We start from the raw sequence: 13,569 nt of genomic DNA on the forward strand, positions 1-13,569 counted from the left end.
TATTGAATTAGATTACTTTTTGGCGATGACTTTCTTCTTGCCGGCCACTGTCTTTCTGGGACCCTTGCGGGTTCTCGCATTGGTTTTGGTTCGCTGGCCGCGCACCGGCAATCCCCGGCGATGGCGCAAACCGCGATAGCTTCCGATGTCGATTAGTCGCTTAATATTCATCGACACCTCGCTGCGCAGAGTCCCTTCGACCTTGAACTCGCTTTCAATGGCACCGCGAAGCTTAGACACTTCTTCTTCGGTCAGTTTGTTGACCCGCGTATCCGGGTTGATTCCGGTTTTGGCCAGAATCTTCTTGGCTGATGGGTTACCAATGCCGAATATATAGGTCAATCCCACCTCTATTCTTTTATCTTTCGGTAAATCGACACCTGCAATACGTGCCAAAATAACCTCCTATAAAAAACAACTAATTTCTATCCCTGGCGCTGTTTGTGATTGGGGTTCTTACTGCAGATCACACGAATAATGCCGTGACGCTTAATGATCTTGCAGTGTTCACATCTTTTCTTAATTGATGAACGGACTTTCATAATACCACGCCTTCAAAAATTCCTGTCATTTATATCTATAAATAATTCTGCCGCGCGATAAATCGTACGGGGACAATTCCAGGGTCACCCGGTCGCCGGGCAGAATCTTAATAAAATGCATTCTCATTTTTCCCGATATATGGGCCAGAACCACATGCCCATTATCCAGTTCCACTTTAAACATGGCGTTAGGGAGAGGCTCCAAAACCTTTCCTTCGACCTGTATGGTGTCTTCTTTGGCCATCTAATCCTTAATCTAAAGTGTCAAAATATCACAGCCGTCATCGGTAACCGCGACGGTATGCTCGAAATGGGCCGAAGGGGAGCCGTCCGCCGTCACCACCGTCCAGCCATCGACTTTCGTATTCACGGAGCCAAAATTAGGCACCTGCGGGTCCTCATGCATCGCCTTGCCGATTCCGTGACCGACCAGTTCCCTGACCACCGAAAATCCGGCGGCTTCCGCGGTCTCCTGTACCGCGGCGGAAACCTCGCCAAGCCGGTTACCGGCTTTAACCCTGGCGATACCGGCCTCTAAAGAACGTTGGGTCACCTCGAGAAGTTTCCTCTTTTCTTCCGAAATCTCTCCCACCGGAAAAGTGGCGGCGGAATCACCGTAGTAACCGCCGACAATGGCGCCCAGGTCGACCGAGACGATCTGTCCATCCATAAGAACCCTTGCTCCGGGGATTCCGTGGACAACCTCATCGTCGATAGAGATGCAGGTGCTGGCAGGGAATCCATGATATCCCTTGAAAGCCGGTTTGGCCCCGCGCGAGAGGATAAAATCCTCCGCCAGCCGGTCGATTTCAGCGGTCGTAATTCCGGGCCGGATATGATTTTTCACAAGGCGCAGCGTCTCGGCCACAACACTACCGGCTTTTCTCATGGTCTCAATCTGGGCGTCGGTCTTAATAATTATCACACCTGTTTAACTTCAGTCAATAGCTTTAGGATGCGTTCGGAAATCAGGTCGGGGCCGTCATCGGCCTTGATTTCGGAAAGTTTGTTAGCCCGGCGATAAAAGTCCACGATAGACGCCGTCTGCTTTTTATATACATCCAGCCGGTTCATAACCACGTCCACCTCATCATCGTGGCGACGGAGAAGCTTGGTACCATCCTTGTCACAGAGCCCTTCCTTCCGGGGCACCTGAACCGGGTAGTTATAGCCGGCATGGCAGGTCGGACAATAAAACCTTCCCGAGAGCCGCTTGATCACTTCCTGATCGGAAACCGCCAACAAGATAACCTTATCGATCACTGTACGGTGTTTCTCAAACATCATATTCAATGCTTCCGCCTGCGGGATAGTCCGGGGAAAACCGTCCAAAATGCCGCCGTTATTCAACTCGCCGTTGCGAAACTTCTCCTCGATCAACTCAATGATAATATCATCCGGCACCAGATCGCCGGCCTCCATATATTTCCGGGCCTTTTTCCCCAGTTCCGTGTCATCGCGCACCGCCTCCCGAAGAAAATCGCCGGTGGAAAGATGTGGAATATTCAACTCGTGCGATATTCTTCTGGCCTGAGTGCCTTTGCCGGAACCGGGAGGTCCCAGAAAAATCAAATTCATTAATACGATCTCCCTCGGATTTTACCTTTCTTCATAAATCCGTCATAGTGGCGCATAAGCAGGTGCGATTCGATCTGCTGGAGTGTGTCCAGAGCCACACCGACGACAATGAGAAGTCCGGTGCCGCCGAAGAAATAGTTTATATTGAACTGCCGTATCAGAACCCAGGGCAAAATGGCGATGGCGGCAAAGAAAATAGCGCCGGGAAGAGTGATACGGGTCAAGATTTTTTCAATATGCTCCGCCGTTCGTTTCCCGGGACGGATGCCGGGGATAAAGCCACCGTTCTTGCGCATGTTATCGGCGATATCAATGGGATTAAAAACAATGGCGGTATAGAAATAAGCAAAGAAGACAATAATCAGGCCATAAATGAGTGAATAGCCGAAATACCCCGGAGCCAGCCAGCCCGACACAATATTGGAGATCCAATCACTGTTGGGGAACAGCTGCTGCAAAGTGGCCGGCAAGAACATAATCGACTGCGCAAAGATAATCGGAATGACGCCGGCGGAGTTTACCGAGAGCGGCAAATGGGTTGTCGCCCCGCCGTAAATTTTTCGGCCGATAATTTTCCGCGGATACTGCACGGGGACTTTTCGCTGCCCGCGGGTAACCAGAATGACCGCTGCGACCACTGCTATCATGGCGGCAACCAGGATCACCTCGATAAAGAAGGAACGGGTGCCGAACCAGAGGTACTGCACTTCCTCAATGACGGCATCGGGGAACCGGGCCACGATACCGATGAAGATAATAAGCGAAATGCCATTGCCGATCCCGCGTTCGGTGATCTGCTCGCCCAGCCACATGATGAAAATTGTACCGCAGGTGAAGGTCAGCATGGTGAGGGCGACAAATTCGCCATAGGGCATATAGACGATCTTACTGCCGCCTATTTCCAGGGTGGTCAGGAATTGCGCCGTGCCGAAAGCCTGCAGAGCGGCGATGAGAACGGTCAGGTATCTGGTGTACTGGGTGATCTTGCGTTTCCCTTCTTCGCCTTCCTTCTGCAGTCTCTGCAGGTAGGGAACCACGGCCCCGAGCAGCTGAAGCATAATCGAAGCCGAGATATAAGGCATGATACCCAGGGCAAAAATGGTGGCGTTGCGGAAAGCGCCTCCGGCAAAGAGGTCAAGCAGTCCGAAAATGGTTTCGCCGGAAAGGGCCTGGGCCACGAGAGCGCCATCGACACCCGGTGTGGGAATATGGCCGCCGATGCGATAGACGACCAGCAAGGCAAGACTGAAGAGAATTCTCTTGCGAAGTTCTTCAATCTTGAAAACGGATTGGAAAGTGTTCAGCACCTAAACCACCTCGGCCTTTCCGCCGGCCGCTTTAATTTTCTCGACGGCTGATTTGGAGAAGGCCGCCGCCTTGACATGCAAAGCTGTTTCCAGGTTACCCATTCCCAGGATCTTGATGGGAAGGCGGGTTGATTTAATGATCCTTAACTGTTTCAATGTTTCAGAAGTAACTTCACCCGGAGGGCACTTGCCCAGAGCGGTGATATTAACCTCCTGATATTCTTCCCTGAAAATATTGGTGAAGCCGCGTTTGGGCAGTCTTCTCTGAAGAGGCATCTGACCGCCTTCCGACCAATTTTTCACATTTCCTTTTCCGCCGGAACGGGCTTTTTGACCCTTATGACCTCTTCCCGAGGTCTTCCCCATGCCGCTGCCGGGACCGCGCCCGATCCGCTTGCGGTTCTTGCGGGAACCGGAAGGGGGCTTTAACTGGGATAGCATTAACGGTGTCATTATTCTTCAACCTTTTCGCATTTTAAAAGGTGTTCAACCGCCTTGACCATACCGCGTATCTGCGGGGTATCGTCATGAATCACGGTACGATGCAATTTCCCCAGACCAAGGGCGATTATAGTCCTTTTCTGCTTCCAATTTTTATCAATGGTACTATGAATCTGAGTGATTTTCAGTTTTGCCATATCAATACCTCACCGTCCCGGGCTTTCAACCCTGGGTCCGGTAATGTTCCTGTTCTTCCCGAGAACGAAGAGCCCGTAATCCGTTCAAGGTGGCTTTGACAATATTATGGGGATTACGGCTGCCCAGGGCTTTGGTCAGGACATCCTGAATACCCGCCGATTCCAGAACGGCGCGAACGGCGCCGCCGGCAATCACACCGGTACCGGGAGAAGCCGGTTTCAGCATCACCGTGGAAGCACCGTACCGTCCCATAATCTGATGCGGGATAGTTCCCTCAGGGGTCATCGTCACCTTCACCATCGACTTGCGGGCGGCTTCAGTACCCTTGCGGATCGCCTCAGAGACTTCCGCGGCCTTTCCCAGGCCGACACCGACGCGGCCGTTTTTCTGTCCGACCGCCACCAGAGCCGTAAAGCTGAACCGGCGGCCGCCCTTGACAACCTTAGCCACACGATTCACGTGGATTACTTTTTCCACGAAATCGAGGTTTTCCATTTCAAGCTGAGCCAAGTTTTACCTCATCGAAAAGTTAAAATTCCAATCCAGCCTTGCGGGCTGCCTCGGCCAGGGCTTTGATGCGACCGTGGTACAAGTTGCGATTTCGGTCGAAAGCAACTTTTTTGATACCTTTGGCCAGGGCTTTCTCGGCAATGGCCTTCCCCACCATTTCCGCCACCGCCGTTTTGGTCTTTTTGTCCGCTTTTTCGGCAATTTCTTTGACCAGAGAAGAGGCGACCGCAAGGGTCACCATTTTCTCGTCATCAATAATCTGGACCGAGATATTTTTAATCGTTTTGCTCACCGCCAGGCGGGGTCTTTCCGCTGTTCCGTGGATTTTTCCGCGGACACGGGCCTTTTTCTTGGCGGCCCTTCTTTTCTTTATATCGTGCGCGTTCATTGCTGATGCAACCTCTATTTCCCAGCCGTCTTGCCGGCCTTGCGATGGATAATTTCTTCAGCATACTTGATGCCCTTACCCTTGTAAGGTTCCGGCGGCCGCAGGGAGCGAATCTTAGATGCTACCATGCCCACCAGCTGTTTGTCGATTCCGGTAATGAATATTTTATTTTCCTTCGGCTCGACCCTTATGATGACACCCTCGGGCGGCCGCAGCAGGATCGGGTGGGAATATCCCAGGCTCAGGGTAAGAAGCTTGCCGGTAAGCTCGGCCCGGTAACCGACTCCGACCATCTCCAGAATTCTTTCGTAGCCGCTGGTGACACCGATCACCATATTTTGAATGAGCGCCCGCGTCAGACCGTGCAGAGAGCGATGCTGCCGGTTATCCGATTGCCGGCTGACGGAAATCACGCCGTCTTCCACCTTGAGACTGATCGGCTGAGGCAGGTTGTACGATAAACTGCCTTTGGGGCCGGTGATACTGAGAGCCGAACCTTTCAGGTCGATCTTCACCCCGGCGGGTATCTTTACGGGCAGTCTTCCTATTTTTGACATATCATTAGCTCCAATCACCAGACACTGCAAACGGCCTCACCACCAAGGCCGTTCTTGTACGCTTCAAGGTTGGTCATGATGCCCTGTGAGGTTGAGATGATTACAAGACCGACCTGATTATTGCCGATTTTCTTGAGTTCATCCAAACCGTAATATCTTCTCAGACCCGGAGTGGAAAGTCTTTTCAGGCCTTTAATAATCGGTTTATCCTCGCGGCTGTACTTAAGGTACAGTCTCAGGATACCCTGGCGGTTGTCCGGCAGTTCCACCATATCCTTGATGAATTTTTCTCGAATCAGAACTTTGGCTATTTCGCGCTTGACATTGGAAGCGGGAACATCGACGGCTTTTCTTTTGGCTTTGGCGCCGTTCCTTATCCTTGTCAGCATATCTGCAATCGGGTCGGTCATCGACATATATTACTCCTGTAATTCACTGGCTTACCAACTTGCCTTGACAATTCCGGGGATATCGCCGGCCAGGGCCATTTGTCTGAAGCAGATACGGCACAGGCCGAATCGTCTCATGTAAGCCCGCGGGCGGCCGCATCTTTGGCAGCGGGTGTAACGACGGACCTTAAATTTGGGTGTCCGTTTCTGCTTTTCTATTAAGCACTTCTTTGCCACATCATCTCCTATTTGGTAAACGGCATGCCCATTTCGGTCAAGAGCTGACGACACTCCTCATTGGTCTTGGCCGTGGTGGTAATAGAGATGGTCATACCGCGTATCTTATCGATCTTATCGTAGTCAATTTCCGGGAAAATGATCTGCTCTTTGATTCCCAGGTTAAAATTGCCGCGTCCGTCAAAGGACTTGGTGGAGATGCCCCGGAAATCTCTGATACGGGGGATCGCCACGTTGGTCAGGCGATCTAAAAACTCGTACATTCTTTCCCTGCGGAGGGTAACACGGGTACCAATCTTGACGCCTTTTCTCAGCTTGAAGTTGGAGATCGATTTCCGGGCCGGAGCCAACACCGGTTTTTGTCCGGTGATCTTGGTCAGGTCTTCAGCGGCGGCATCCAACGCCTTGGGATTGCCGATCGCCTCCCCCACGCCGATATTAATGGTAATTTTGGTGAGACGGGGTACTTCCATGACTGATGAATATTTATTCTGCTTCATCAGTTTGGGAACCACTTCTTTTTGATAAAATTCTTTCAATCTGGCCATATCCGGGTACCTATCTAAATAGCTTCGCCGCACTTCCGGCAGAGGCGGATCTTTGATTTTTTGCCTTCCGTCTCCTCGATGACTTTATAACTCACTTTGGTCGGAGCGGAGCAGGATTTGCAGAAGAGAGCCACTTTCGCCCGATGTATGGGAGCTTCCTTCTTGACAATGCCGCCTTTCGGGTTGCGGCGTGTGGGGCGGGAATGCCGCCCAATGATGTTAACCCCTTCGACAATGAGGCGATTCTTGATCGGGAAGACATGGAGAACCTTACCTGTGCGCGGTTTGTCCGGCGTTCCCCGGTCCTTGCCTCTTCTGATTACGACTATGTCACCCTTCTTGATATTCATCAGTACTACCTCTATAATACTTCCGGAGCGAGAGAGATGATTTTCATGAACTGTCTTTCTCTCAACTCACGCGCCACCGGCCCGAAAATACGGGTTCCGCGCGGTTCCTTCTGATCGTTAATAATGACAGCGGCATTATCGGAAAAGCGAATAACGGAACCATCGCGCCGCCGGGTTTCGGCCGTAGTCCTGACAACCACGGCTTTGCAGATTTCCGATTTCTTGACCGTGCCGCCCGGGATAGCATCCTTGACCGTCACAACGATAATATCGCCCAAGCGGGCATATCGTCTCTTGGTTCCGCCCAAGATTCGGAAGCACATGACCTTCCTGGCTCCGGAGTTATCGGCGACAATTAAATTGGTATATTCCTGTATCATCTTTTGACTCCCGAACTATAGCGACGGCGGGTTGCTACTTGGCCTTCTCCACGATTTCTACCAGCCGCCAGCGTTTTGTGGCCGAAAGCGGTCTGGTTTCCATTATCCGCACCAGATCTCCCGCATGGGCTTGATTGGCCTCATCGTGAGCGTAGAACTTGGTGAAGGTCTTGATGACCTTGCCATAGAGAGGGTGTTTCATGGTCCGCTCGGTTCTGACGACGATGGTCTTATCCATCTTATCAGAAATAACCTTTCCGACCCTTATTTTTCGCATATTTCTATTCATATTCAACCTATGTTTTACTCACCTTTATCCACGTTTGTATCCGGCGCCTTCTGGCTGTGTTTATCGAGAATTGATATCGGCGCATCGACGATTTTTCGCAAATTCAGTCTGTCCTCCGACAGGATTGTTTCTATTTTTGCAATGTCCCGTCGGATGGTGCGAAGCTTCAGCGGATTATCAAGCTCTTTCAGCGTTTTCCGCATGTTGAGGTTGAAGATTTCCTCCGTCAACTCCCTCTTCTTCAACAGGAGTTCGTCCCGGGTCATGTCTCTAAGAGCAACCATCTTCATATCATACACCTATCGTTTCGGAACGGGTAACAAACCTGGTTTTCATCGGGAGCTTGTTGCTGGCCAGTCGGAGCGCCTCTTTGGCCATGATTTCAGTGACTCCCTCTATTTCAAAAAGGATACGTCCCGGCTTGACAACGGCCACCCAGAATTCGGGGGCGCCTTTGCCTTTTCCCATCCTCGTTTCGGCCGGCTTCTTGGTGACCGGCTTGTCGGGGAAGACACGTATCCAGACTTTTCCGCCTCTCTTGATATATCTGGTGAGAGCAATACGAGCAGCTTCAATCTGACGATCGGTGACCCAGGCCGGTTCAATTGCCTTGAGACCGTATTCGCCGAATGATATGGAACTGCCGCGGAAAGCTTTTCCGGTCATTCTGCCTCTCTGCTGCTTACGAAACTTGGTTTTCTTTGGCATTAACATAATATCATCTCCAACTCACGGCCTGGTTATCAGGTTTTACTTTCCGGTGGTTTGGCAGGTCCCTTATTATCCGTTTCCGGCCGTCCTTTGGGTTGAGCGGGCGGGACATGTCCCTGCTCGGGACGTCTATGGCCGCCTCTTGAATCGGCGCGGTCTCCCGAAGGTCTCGGTCCACCACCGCCGGATTGCGGGCCGCGATCACGCGAGGTATCGGCCTGACCGCCTTTGGAATCGGAGCGATCTCCCGATGGCCTTGGGCCACCACCGCCGAATTGCGGGCCGCGATCACGCGAGGTATCGGCCTGACCGCCTTTGGAATCGGAGCGATCTCCCGATGGCCTTGGGCCACCACCGCCGGATTGCGGGCCGCGACCCCGCGAGGTATCAACCTGACCACCTTTGGAATCGGAGCGATCTCCCGATGGCCTTTGGCCACCACCTCCGGATTGCCGGCCGCGATCGCGCGAAGCATCGGCTTGACCACCTCTGGAATCGGAGCGATCTCCCGATGGCCTTGGGCCACCACCTCCGGATTGCCGGCTGCGATCGCGCGAAGCATCGGCCTGGGCGCCATCAGAAGGCCGATCCGGGCGATGAACCCGGCCACGCGGCCGTCTCCGCCGCTGATTATCATCTCCCCGCGGTCTTTCTCTTCTCCGGTCAACATCCAGTTCCGGTCTATCCGCGAGCGATTTATCAATTTCCTCTTTGACCACCATCTCGCCGGCACCCATCACCATCCCGCGACATATCCAGACTTTCACGCCGATTGTACCATAAGTGGTATGCGCGGTGGAAGTGGCGTAATCGATATCGGCGCGCAGTGTATGCAGGGGAACACGCCCTTCCATGTATTTTTCTGTGCGAGCGATTTCGGCTCCGGCCAGACGGCCACCGCAGACAATCTTTATTCCCTCAGCGCCCATCTTCATCGAAGCACTGATGGCCTTCTTCATGGCCCTGCGATAGGAAATGCGGCCTTCCAACTGATGCGCGATGGAGTCGCCCACCAGTTGGGCGGACAATTCCGGTTTCTTAACTTCGATAATATTGAGCGAAATATCTTTTTGGGTCAAAAGCTGCAACTCTTCACGAAGCTTATCCACTTCAGCCCCTTTGCGTCCGATAACAATTCCCGGGCGCGAGGTGTGGATATCGACGGTGACCTTCTTGGGAGCACGTAGGATTTCGACTTTGGCCAATCCGGCATTTTCCAGTCGGGCGACAATATATTTCTTGATCATCATGTCTTCATAGATAAGCCCGGCAAAATTTTTATCCGAGAACCATTTACTGTTCCAGGATTTGATAACTCCCAAACGAAAACCAATTGGGTGTGTTTTCTGTCCCAAGATTATCTCCTTTACGCCTCGTTCTTATTCTCTTCCGATTTTATATCATCCGCTTCGGCGGCCGTATCAGATGATTCCGCGGCCGTATCGGCGGTTTTTTCTTTATCTTCAGATTCTTCCCGCTTGACGGATTCCCTGGTTGCTTTGGCATCGGGAGCCGCTTTTTCCGCTTTGGCTTTTTTCCGCTTGGCTGCCGATCCTTTGGCCTCCGGTTCCGGTTCACCCTCGACCTGCACCATTACGTGACAATATCTCTTGCGAAGCCGGAAAACCCTTCCCATCGATTGAAAGCGGACTCTCTTGGCGGTGGGAGCCTCATCAACCGTTACCCGGGTGATCGCAAGATCCTCGGCTTTGAGCTTCGCAGTCCCCACTCCCGATATGGCATTGGCCGCGGCCGCCTTGACGGTTTTGGCCAGATGGTGAGCCGCCAATTTGGGAGTGAAATTGAGAATATTCAATGCTTCCTGAACCGGTTTTCCCTTAATCAAGTCGGCGACCCGACGCATTTTCCGGGGAGACATTCTTAAATATCTGACTCGCGCATGTGCCTGCATCTTGTTTATCTCCCTATTCCTTCACCGCCGTGGACCGCTCGGCCAGTTTCCCGCCGTGTCCACGAAAAGTACGGGTGGGGGCGAATTCACCCAGTTTGTGTCCGACCATATTCTCGGTGATATAGATGGGAATGAATTTATTCCCATTATGCACTGCCAGAGTGTGACCCACAAAATCGGGTGAAATGGTAGAGCGCCGCGCCCAGGTCTTGACGACCTTCTTCTCACCTGTTTCATTGAGAGCCAGCAACTTTTTCAACAGTTTCTCGTCGATATATGGGCCTTTTTTCAATGACCGTGCCATTAATTCCTCCGCGACTATTTCTTCTTTCCGCGTGGTTCAACAATATATTTGTTCGATTTCCGTTTACTTCTCGTTTTCAAGCCCTTGCTTTTTTGTCCCCATGGTGAACAGGGGTGCCGACCGCCGGAGCTTTTGCCTTCACCGCCGCCCATCGGATGGTCGACGGGGTTCATGGCCACGCCGCGGACTTTCGGCCGCCAGCCGCGCCAGCGGGATGCACCGGCTTTGCCCCAGGAAAGGTTCTTGTGGTCGGGATTGCCGACCTGGCCGATAGTACCATAACAGGTCTGCTTCACCAGCCGCACTTCTCCCGAAGGCATCTTCAGGTGGGCATGATCGCCCTCTTTGGCCACCAGCTGGACATAGGTTCCGGCACCGCGGGCGATTTGCCCTCCCTTGCCGGGGACCACTTCCACATTATGCAGAAAAGTGCCCAGGGGAACCAGACCGACCGGCATAGCGTTGCCGGTTCTTATTTCAGATTTCTCGCCGGAAGTAATAATTGTATTGACCTGGAGACCGTCGGGCGCCAGGATATACCGCTTTTCCCCGTCGGCATAGTGCAACAGAGCGATACGGGCCGAGCGGTTAGGATCGTATTCGATGGAGGCAACGCGCGCGGGGATGTCAAATTTATTGCGCTTGAAATCGATGATTCGAATAAAGCGCTTATGACCGCCGCCGCGATGGCGAGCCGTGACACGGCCCTTGTTGTTCCGCCCGCCCTTTTTTCGAAGAGCGACCAGGAGCGCCTTTTCGGGACGGGTGGAAGTAATTTCCTCGAAACTCGCGACCGTTCTGAATCTCTGCGAGGGGGTAATCGGTTTATATTTCTTTATAGCCATAACAGTGTCCTGTAATCCGCCTTAGAGATTCTCAAAGGCTGCAATCTGTTGATCCTTTTTTAGTTTCACTATGGCCTTTTTCCAGGCAGTGGACCGGCCTTCATAACGACCCATTCGCTTCGGTTTAGCGGGAACCACCATGGTCCGAACGGTATCCACTTTGACCCCGAAAACCTTTTCGATGGCGGACTTTATTTCTCTCTTATTGGCGGAACGATCGACTTTGAAAACATAAATGTTGCCCAACTCTTTCAGTCGAGTAGTCTTTTCCGTCATCAGGTGCAACTGCAAAATGCGACGAGGCTCTTTCATGAGGTGAACACCTCCTCAATTTTCTGCAAACCGGCCTTGCTCACCAGCAGAACATCGGCATTGACGATATCATAAGTATTCGCCAACGGAGCCCTCGAGTAGTGGACATTCTCCAGATTGCGAACCGACAACACCAGATTGCGATTTTCCCCTTCGTCCAATATGAGGCAACGTTTTTTGTCGAGACCAAGCTTATCGAGGATAGCGGTCAGACGCCGGGTTTTGATTTCGGGCAATTCGAGTGTATCGATCACGCGGATACCTTCATTCTGAGCCTTATCCGAAAAAGCCGAAAGCATGGCGACTCGTTTCATCTTTTTGGGAAAACTGCTGTAATAGGAGCGGGGCTGCGGTCCAAAGATGATACCGCCGCCTCTCCAGAGAGGAGACCGGATTGAGCCGGCGCGGGCCCGGCCGGTGCCTTTTTGCCGCCATGGCTTGGCACCACCGCCGGAAACATCGGAACGCCCCTTGGTGCTGGAAGTACCCTGCCGGCGATTGGCCAGATAATTGACCACATATTGGTGCACCACCTGCTGGTTCGGCTTATAGCCAAAAACCCTTTCGCTCAACGAAACGCTGCCGACTTCCGCACCTTCTTGATTATAGACTTTTATTTCCATTTCATCCTGCCATTCTACCGGACTCGGTTGGTCTTTCTGATTTTAAGCAGGGTTCCCTTCTTCCCCGGCACGGCTCCCCGCACCAGCAAAAGATTCCGTTCGGCGATGACCTGCGCAACCTCAAGATTGAGAACGGTCACTTTGTCCTTTCCCATCTTGCCGGCCATTTTCTGACCCCGAAAAACCCTGGATGGGTATGAAGAGGAGCCGATCGAACCGGGGGCTCTCTGACGATCGGACTGGCCATGGGTGATATTGGCGCCGCTGAAATTGTGACGCCGCATCACACCCTGGAAACCCAGACCTTTGGAGATACCGGTAATATCAATCTTCTCGCCCTTCTTGAATATATCAACTTTTATTTCACCGCTGATTTCAATCTCGCCCTCATAACTGATTTCCCTCAGATAACGGCGCGGTTGAACATTGGCCTTCTTATAATGACCCAGCTCGGGCTTATTGAACAGGTTCTCACGCTGTATTCCGCAAGCGACCTGAACCGCCCGATAGCCTTCTTTTTTGGTAGTCCGCTTGGCGATCACCACACAGGGACCGGCTTCGATGACCGAGACCGGAATTGCTTCCCCATCGGTACCGAAGATGCGGGTCATACCCAATTTTATGCCGATTATTTCCTTCATTAGTTCATACCATCATCAGGTCTTGATTTCCACATCAACACCGGCCGGCAGATCCAGCTTCATAAGCGCATCAACCGTCTGCGGCGTTGACTCATATATATCTATCAGCCGTTTATGAATTCTCGTTTCAAACTGCTCGCGGCTCTTTTTGTCCACGTGCGGCGAACGGAGAACGGTGTAAACGGTTCGCTTGGTTGGAAGCGGTATCGGCCCGGCAATTCGGGCTCCTGTCCGCAGTACGGTCCGGGCTATTTCCTTGGTCGATTTATCAAGAGAATAGTGGTCGTATGCTTTCAGCTTGATTCTTATTTTCTGTCCGTCCATATCAATCCTTCTAATTTTCCAAAACGGGAACCGTTAGGCAATAATTTCACCGACGACTCCGGCGCCAACTGTCCGGCCGCCCTCGCGAATCGCAAACCGCAACTCCTTCTCCATCGCAATCGGCGTGATCAACTCCACTTCCATCTGCGTGTTGTCCCCGGGCATGACCATCTCAACACCCGG

28 protein-coding genes are annotated in these 13,569 nt (G+C 52.3%); all 28 read right to left on the reverse strand.

What is annotated here, in order from left to right; translation table 11 throughout:
- Window positions 1-12 precede the first annotated feature (12 nt).
- Window positions 13-396 (reverse strand): 30S ribosomal protein S13, encoded by a 384-nt coding sequence (rpsM, locus tag NT002_01770; protein ID MCX6827998.1) that lies wholly within the window; start codon window positions 394-396, stop codon window positions 13-15.
- 29 nt (window positions 397-425) lie between these two features.
- Window positions 426-542 carry a 50S ribosomal protein L36 gene (rpmJ, locus tag NT002_01775; protein MCX6827999.1) on the reverse strand — a complete coding sequence of 39 codons (117 nt, stop codon included), beginning with the start codon at window positions 540-542 and terminating at the stop codon, window positions 426-428.
- A 25-nt stretch (window positions 543-567) separates the two neighbouring features.
- The gene (infA, locus tag NT002_01780; protein MCX6828000.1) at window positions 568-786 is read right to left on the reverse strand and encodes a translation initiation factor IF-1; all 219 of its coding nucleotides are present in this window, start codon (window positions 784-786) and stop codon (window positions 568-570) included.
- A gap of 12 nt (window positions 787-798) precedes the next feature.
- Complete coding sequence (gene map, locus NT002_01785) at window positions 799-1,467, reverse strand: type I methionyl aminopeptidase (protein ID MCX6828001.1); 669 nt, start codon at window positions 1,465-1,467, stop codon at window positions 799-801.
- A complete protein-coding gene (locus NT002_01790) occupies window positions 1,464-2,120 on the reverse strand; it encodes an adenylate kinase (GenBank protein ID MCX6828002.1) in 657 nt (218 codons plus the stop codon). Before NT002_01790 ends, map begins: the two co-directional genes overlap by 4 nt.
- Window positions 2,120-3,427 carry a preprotein translocase subunit SecY gene (gene secY, locus NT002_01795; GenBank protein ID MCX6828003.1) on the reverse strand — a complete coding sequence of 436 codons (1,308 nt, stop codon included), beginning with the start codon at window positions 3,425-3,427 and terminating at the stop codon, window positions 2,120-2,122. Before secY ends, NT002_01790 begins: the two co-directional genes overlap by 1 nt.
- A complete protein-coding gene (rplO, locus tag NT002_01800) occupies window positions 3,428-3,880 on the reverse strand; it encodes a 50S ribosomal protein L15 (protein ID MCX6828004.1) in 453 nt (150 codons plus the stop codon).
- Window positions 3,880-4,065 (reverse strand): 50S ribosomal protein L30, encoded by a 186-nt coding sequence (gene rpmD, locus NT002_01805; protein MCX6828005.1) that lies wholly within the window; start codon window positions 4,063-4,065, stop codon window positions 3,880-3,882. Before rpmD ends, rplO begins: the two co-directional genes overlap by 1 nt.
- Window positions 4,066-4,090: 25 nt before the next feature.
- Window positions 4,091-4,561 carry a 30S ribosomal protein S5 gene (rpsE, locus tag NT002_01810; GenBank protein ID MCX6828006.1) on the reverse strand — a complete coding sequence of 157 codons (471 nt, stop codon included), beginning with the start codon at window positions 4,559-4,561 and terminating at the stop codon, window positions 4,091-4,093.
- Between the two features lie 34 nt (window positions 4,562-4,595).
- Window positions 4,596-4,964, reverse strand: coding sequence for a 50S ribosomal protein L18 (rplR, locus tag NT002_01815; protein ID MCX6828007.1), 369 nt, complete (start codon window positions 4,962-4,964; stop codon window positions 4,596-4,598).
- A 14-nt stretch (window positions 4,965-4,978) separates the two neighbouring features.
- The gene (gene rplF, locus NT002_01820) at window positions 4,979-5,521 is read right to left on the reverse strand and encodes a 50S ribosomal protein L6 (GenBank protein MCX6828008.1); all 543 of its coding nucleotides are present in this window, start codon (window positions 5,519-5,521) and stop codon (window positions 4,979-4,981) included.
- Between the two features lie 14 nt (window positions 5,522-5,535).
- Window positions 5,536-5,937 carry a 30S ribosomal protein S8 gene (gene rpsH, locus NT002_01825; protein ID MCX6828009.1) on the reverse strand — a complete coding sequence of 134 codons (402 nt, stop codon included), beginning with the start codon at window positions 5,935-5,937 and terminating at the stop codon, window positions 5,536-5,538.
- Window positions 5,938-5,961: 24 nt separating this feature from the next.
- A complete protein-coding gene (locus NT002_01830) occupies window positions 5,962-6,147 on the reverse strand; it encodes a type Z 30S ribosomal protein S14 (GenBank protein ID MCX6828010.1) in 186 nt (61 codons plus the stop codon).
- An 8-nt stretch (window positions 6,148-6,155) separates the two neighbouring features.
- Window positions 6,156-6,695, reverse strand: coding sequence for a 50S ribosomal protein L5 (rplE, locus tag NT002_01835; protein ID MCX6828011.1), 540 nt, complete (start codon window positions 6,693-6,695; stop codon window positions 6,156-6,158).
- Window positions 6,696-6,709: 14 nt separating this feature from the next.
- Window positions 6,710-7,045, reverse strand: a complete 336-nt coding sequence (rplX, locus tag NT002_01840; protein ID MCX6828012.1) for a 50S ribosomal protein L24 — start codon at window positions 7,043-7,045, stop codon at window positions 6,710-6,712.
- Between the two features lie 11 nt (window positions 7,046-7,056).
- The gene (gene rplN, locus NT002_01845) at window positions 7,057-7,425 is read right to left on the reverse strand and encodes a 50S ribosomal protein L14 (protein ID MCX6828013.1); all 369 of its coding nucleotides are present in this window, start codon (window positions 7,423-7,425) and stop codon (window positions 7,057-7,059) included.
- A 34-nt stretch (window positions 7,426-7,459) separates the two neighbouring features.
- On the reverse strand, window positions 7,460-7,714 hold the full coding sequence (gene rpsQ, locus NT002_01850; protein MCX6828014.1) for a 30S ribosomal protein S17: 255 nt from the start codon (window positions 7,712-7,714) through the stop codon (window positions 7,460-7,462).
- Between the two features lie 14 nt (window positions 7,715-7,728).
- Window positions 7,729-8,004 (reverse strand): 50S ribosomal protein L29, encoded by a 276-nt coding sequence (gene rpmC / locus NT002_01855; protein MCX6828015.1) that lies wholly within the window; start codon window positions 8,002-8,004, stop codon window positions 7,729-7,731.
- Between the two features lies 1 nt (window position 8,005).
- Window positions 8,006-8,428, reverse strand: a complete 423-nt coding sequence (gene rplP / locus NT002_01860; GenBank protein MCX6828016.1) for a 50S ribosomal protein L16 — start codon at window positions 8,426-8,428, stop codon at window positions 8,006-8,008.
- Between the two features lie 29 nt (window positions 8,429-8,457).
- Window positions 8,458-9,780, reverse strand: a complete 1,323-nt coding sequence (gene rpsC / locus NT002_01865) for a 30S ribosomal protein S3 (protein MCX6828017.1) — start codon at window positions 9,778-9,780, stop codon at window positions 8,458-8,460.
- 11 nt (window positions 9,781-9,791) lie between these two features.
- Window positions 9,792-10,337 carry a 50S ribosomal protein L22 gene (rplV, locus tag NT002_01870; protein ID MCX6828018.1) on the reverse strand — a complete coding sequence of 182 codons (546 nt, stop codon included), beginning with the start codon at window positions 10,335-10,337 and terminating at the stop codon, window positions 9,792-9,794.
- Between the two features lie 13 nt (window positions 10,338-10,350).
- Window positions 10,351-10,641: a 30S ribosomal protein S19 gene (gene rpsS / locus NT002_01875; GenBank protein ID MCX6828019.1), complete on the reverse strand. Its 291-nt coding sequence runs from the start codon at window positions 10,639-10,641 to the stop codon at window positions 10,351-10,353.
- A 14-nt stretch (window positions 10,642-10,655) separates the two neighbouring features.
- The gene (gene rplB, locus NT002_01880; protein MCX6828020.1) at window positions 10,656-11,486 is read right to left on the reverse strand and encodes a 50S ribosomal protein L2; all 831 of its coding nucleotides are present in this window, start codon (window positions 11,484-11,486) and stop codon (window positions 10,656-10,658) included.
- A gap of 21 nt (window positions 11,487-11,507) precedes the next feature.
- Entirely contained in the window at window positions 11,508-11,798 is a 291-nt protein-coding gene (gene rplW, locus NT002_01885; protein ID MCX6828021.1) for a 50S ribosomal protein L23, read from the reverse strand.
- The gene (gene rplD, locus NT002_01890; GenBank protein MCX6828022.1) at window positions 11,795-12,421 is read right to left on the reverse strand and encodes a 50S ribosomal protein L4; all 627 of its coding nucleotides are present in this window, start codon (window positions 12,419-12,421) and stop codon (window positions 11,795-11,797) included. The genes rplW and rplD overlap by 4 nt, the downstream gene beginning before the upstream one ends.
- 14 nt (window positions 12,422-12,435) lie before the next feature.
- Window positions 12,436-13,062, reverse strand: coding sequence for a 50S ribosomal protein L3 (rplC, locus tag NT002_01895; protein ID MCX6828023.1), 627 nt, complete (start codon window positions 13,060-13,062; stop codon window positions 12,436-12,438).
- Between the two features lie 15 nt (window positions 13,063-13,077).
- On the reverse strand, window positions 13,078-13,386 hold the full coding sequence (gene rpsJ, locus NT002_01900) for a 30S ribosomal protein S10 (protein ID MCX6828024.1): 309 nt from the start codon (window positions 13,384-13,386) through the stop codon (window positions 13,078-13,080).
- 33 nt (window positions 13,387-13,419) lie between these two features.
- Window positions 13,420-13,569 (reverse strand): elongation factor Tu (gene tuf / locus NT002_01905; GenBank protein MCX6828025.1); only part of this gene is annotated, 150 nt, incomplete at its 5' end.

Source organism: Candidatus Zixiibacteriota bacterium, from assembly GCA_026397505.1.
Classification (GTDB): Bacteria; Zixibacteria; MSB-5A5; order GN15; family PGXB01; genus JAPLUR01.

Excerpts from the sequence above, each read along its gene's own strand:
- rpmJ (MCX6827999.1), bottom strand. The coding sequence starts at position 542 with ATGAAAGTCCGTTCATCAATTAAGAAAAGATGTGAACACTGCAAGATC.
- infA (MCX6828000.1), bottom strand. The coding sequence starts at position 786 with ATGGCCAAAGAAGACACCATACAGGTCGAAGGAAAGGTTTTGGAGCCT.
- NT002_01790 (MCX6828002.1), bottom strand. The coding sequence starts at position 2,120 with ATGAATTTGATTTTTCTGGGACCTCCCGGTTCCGGCAAAGGCACTCAG.
- rplO (MCX6828004.1), bottom strand. The coding sequence starts at position 3,880 with ATGACACCGTTAATGCTATCCCAGTTAAAGCCCCCTTCCGGTTCCCGC.
- rpmD (MCX6828005.1), bottom strand. The coding sequence starts at position 4,065 with ATGGCAAAACTGAAAATCACTCAGATTCATAGTACCATTGATAAAAAT.
- rpsE (MCX6828006.1), bottom strand. The coding sequence starts at position 4,561 with ATGGAAAACCTCGATTTCGTGGAAAAAGTAATCCACGTGAATCGTGTG.
- rplR (MCX6828007.1), bottom strand. The coding sequence starts at position 4,964 with ATGAACGCGCACGATATAAAGAAAAGAAGGGCCGCCAAGAAAAAGGCC.
- rplF (MCX6828008.1), bottom strand. The coding sequence starts at position 5,521 with ATGTCAAAAATAGGAAGACTGCCCGTAAAGATACCCGCCGGGGTGAAG.
- rpsH (MCX6828009.1), bottom strand. The coding sequence starts at position 5,937 with ATGTCGATGACCGACCCGATTGCAGATATGCTGACAAGGATAAGGAAC.
- rplE (MCX6828011.1), bottom strand. The coding sequence starts at position 6,695 with ATGGCCAGATTGAAAGAATTTTATCAAAAAGAAGTGGTTCCCAAACTG.
- rplX (MCX6828012.1), bottom strand. The coding sequence starts at position 7,045 with ATGAATATCAAGAAGGGTGACATAGTCGTAATCAGAAGAGGCAAGGAC.
- rplN (MCX6828013.1), bottom strand. The coding sequence starts at position 7,425 with ATGATACAGGAATATACCAATTTAATTGTCGCCGATAACTCCGGAGCC.
- rpsQ (MCX6828014.1), bottom strand. The coding sequence starts at position 7,714 with ATGAATAGAAATATGCGAAAAATAAGGGTCGGAAAGGTTATTTCTGAT.
- rpmC (MCX6828015.1), bottom strand. The coding sequence starts at position 8,004 with ATGAAGATGGTTGCTCTTAGAGACATGACCCGGGACGAACTCCTGTTG.
- rplP (MCX6828016.1), bottom strand. The coding sequence starts at position 8,428 with ATGTTAATGCCAAAGAAAACCAAGTTTCGTAAGCAGCAGAGAGGCAGA.
- rplV (MCX6828018.1), bottom strand. The coding sequence starts at position 10,337 with ATGCAGGCACATGCGCGAGTCAGATATTTAAGAATGTCTCCCCGGAAA.
- rpsS (MCX6828019.1), bottom strand. The coding sequence starts at position 10,641 with ATGGCACGGTCATTGAAAAAAGGCCCATATATCGACGAGAAACTGTTG.
- rplB (MCX6828020.1), bottom strand. The coding sequence starts at position 11,486 with ATGGCTATAAAGAAATATAAACCGATTACCCCCTCGCAGAGATTCAGA.
- rplW (MCX6828021.1), bottom strand. The coding sequence starts at position 11,798 with ATGAAAGAGCCTCGTCGCATTTTGCAGTTGCACCTGATGACGGAAAAG.
- rplD (MCX6828022.1), bottom strand. The coding sequence starts at position 12,421 with ATGGAAATAAAAGTCTATAATCAAGAAGGTGCGGAAGTCGGCAGCGTT.
- rplC (MCX6828023.1), bottom strand. The coding sequence starts at position 13,062 with ATGAAGGAAATAATCGGCATAAAATTGGGTATGACCCGCATCTTCGGT.
- rpsJ (MCX6828024.1), bottom strand. The coding sequence starts at position 13,386 with ATGGACGGACAGAAAATAAGAATCAAGCTGAAAGCATACGACCACTAT.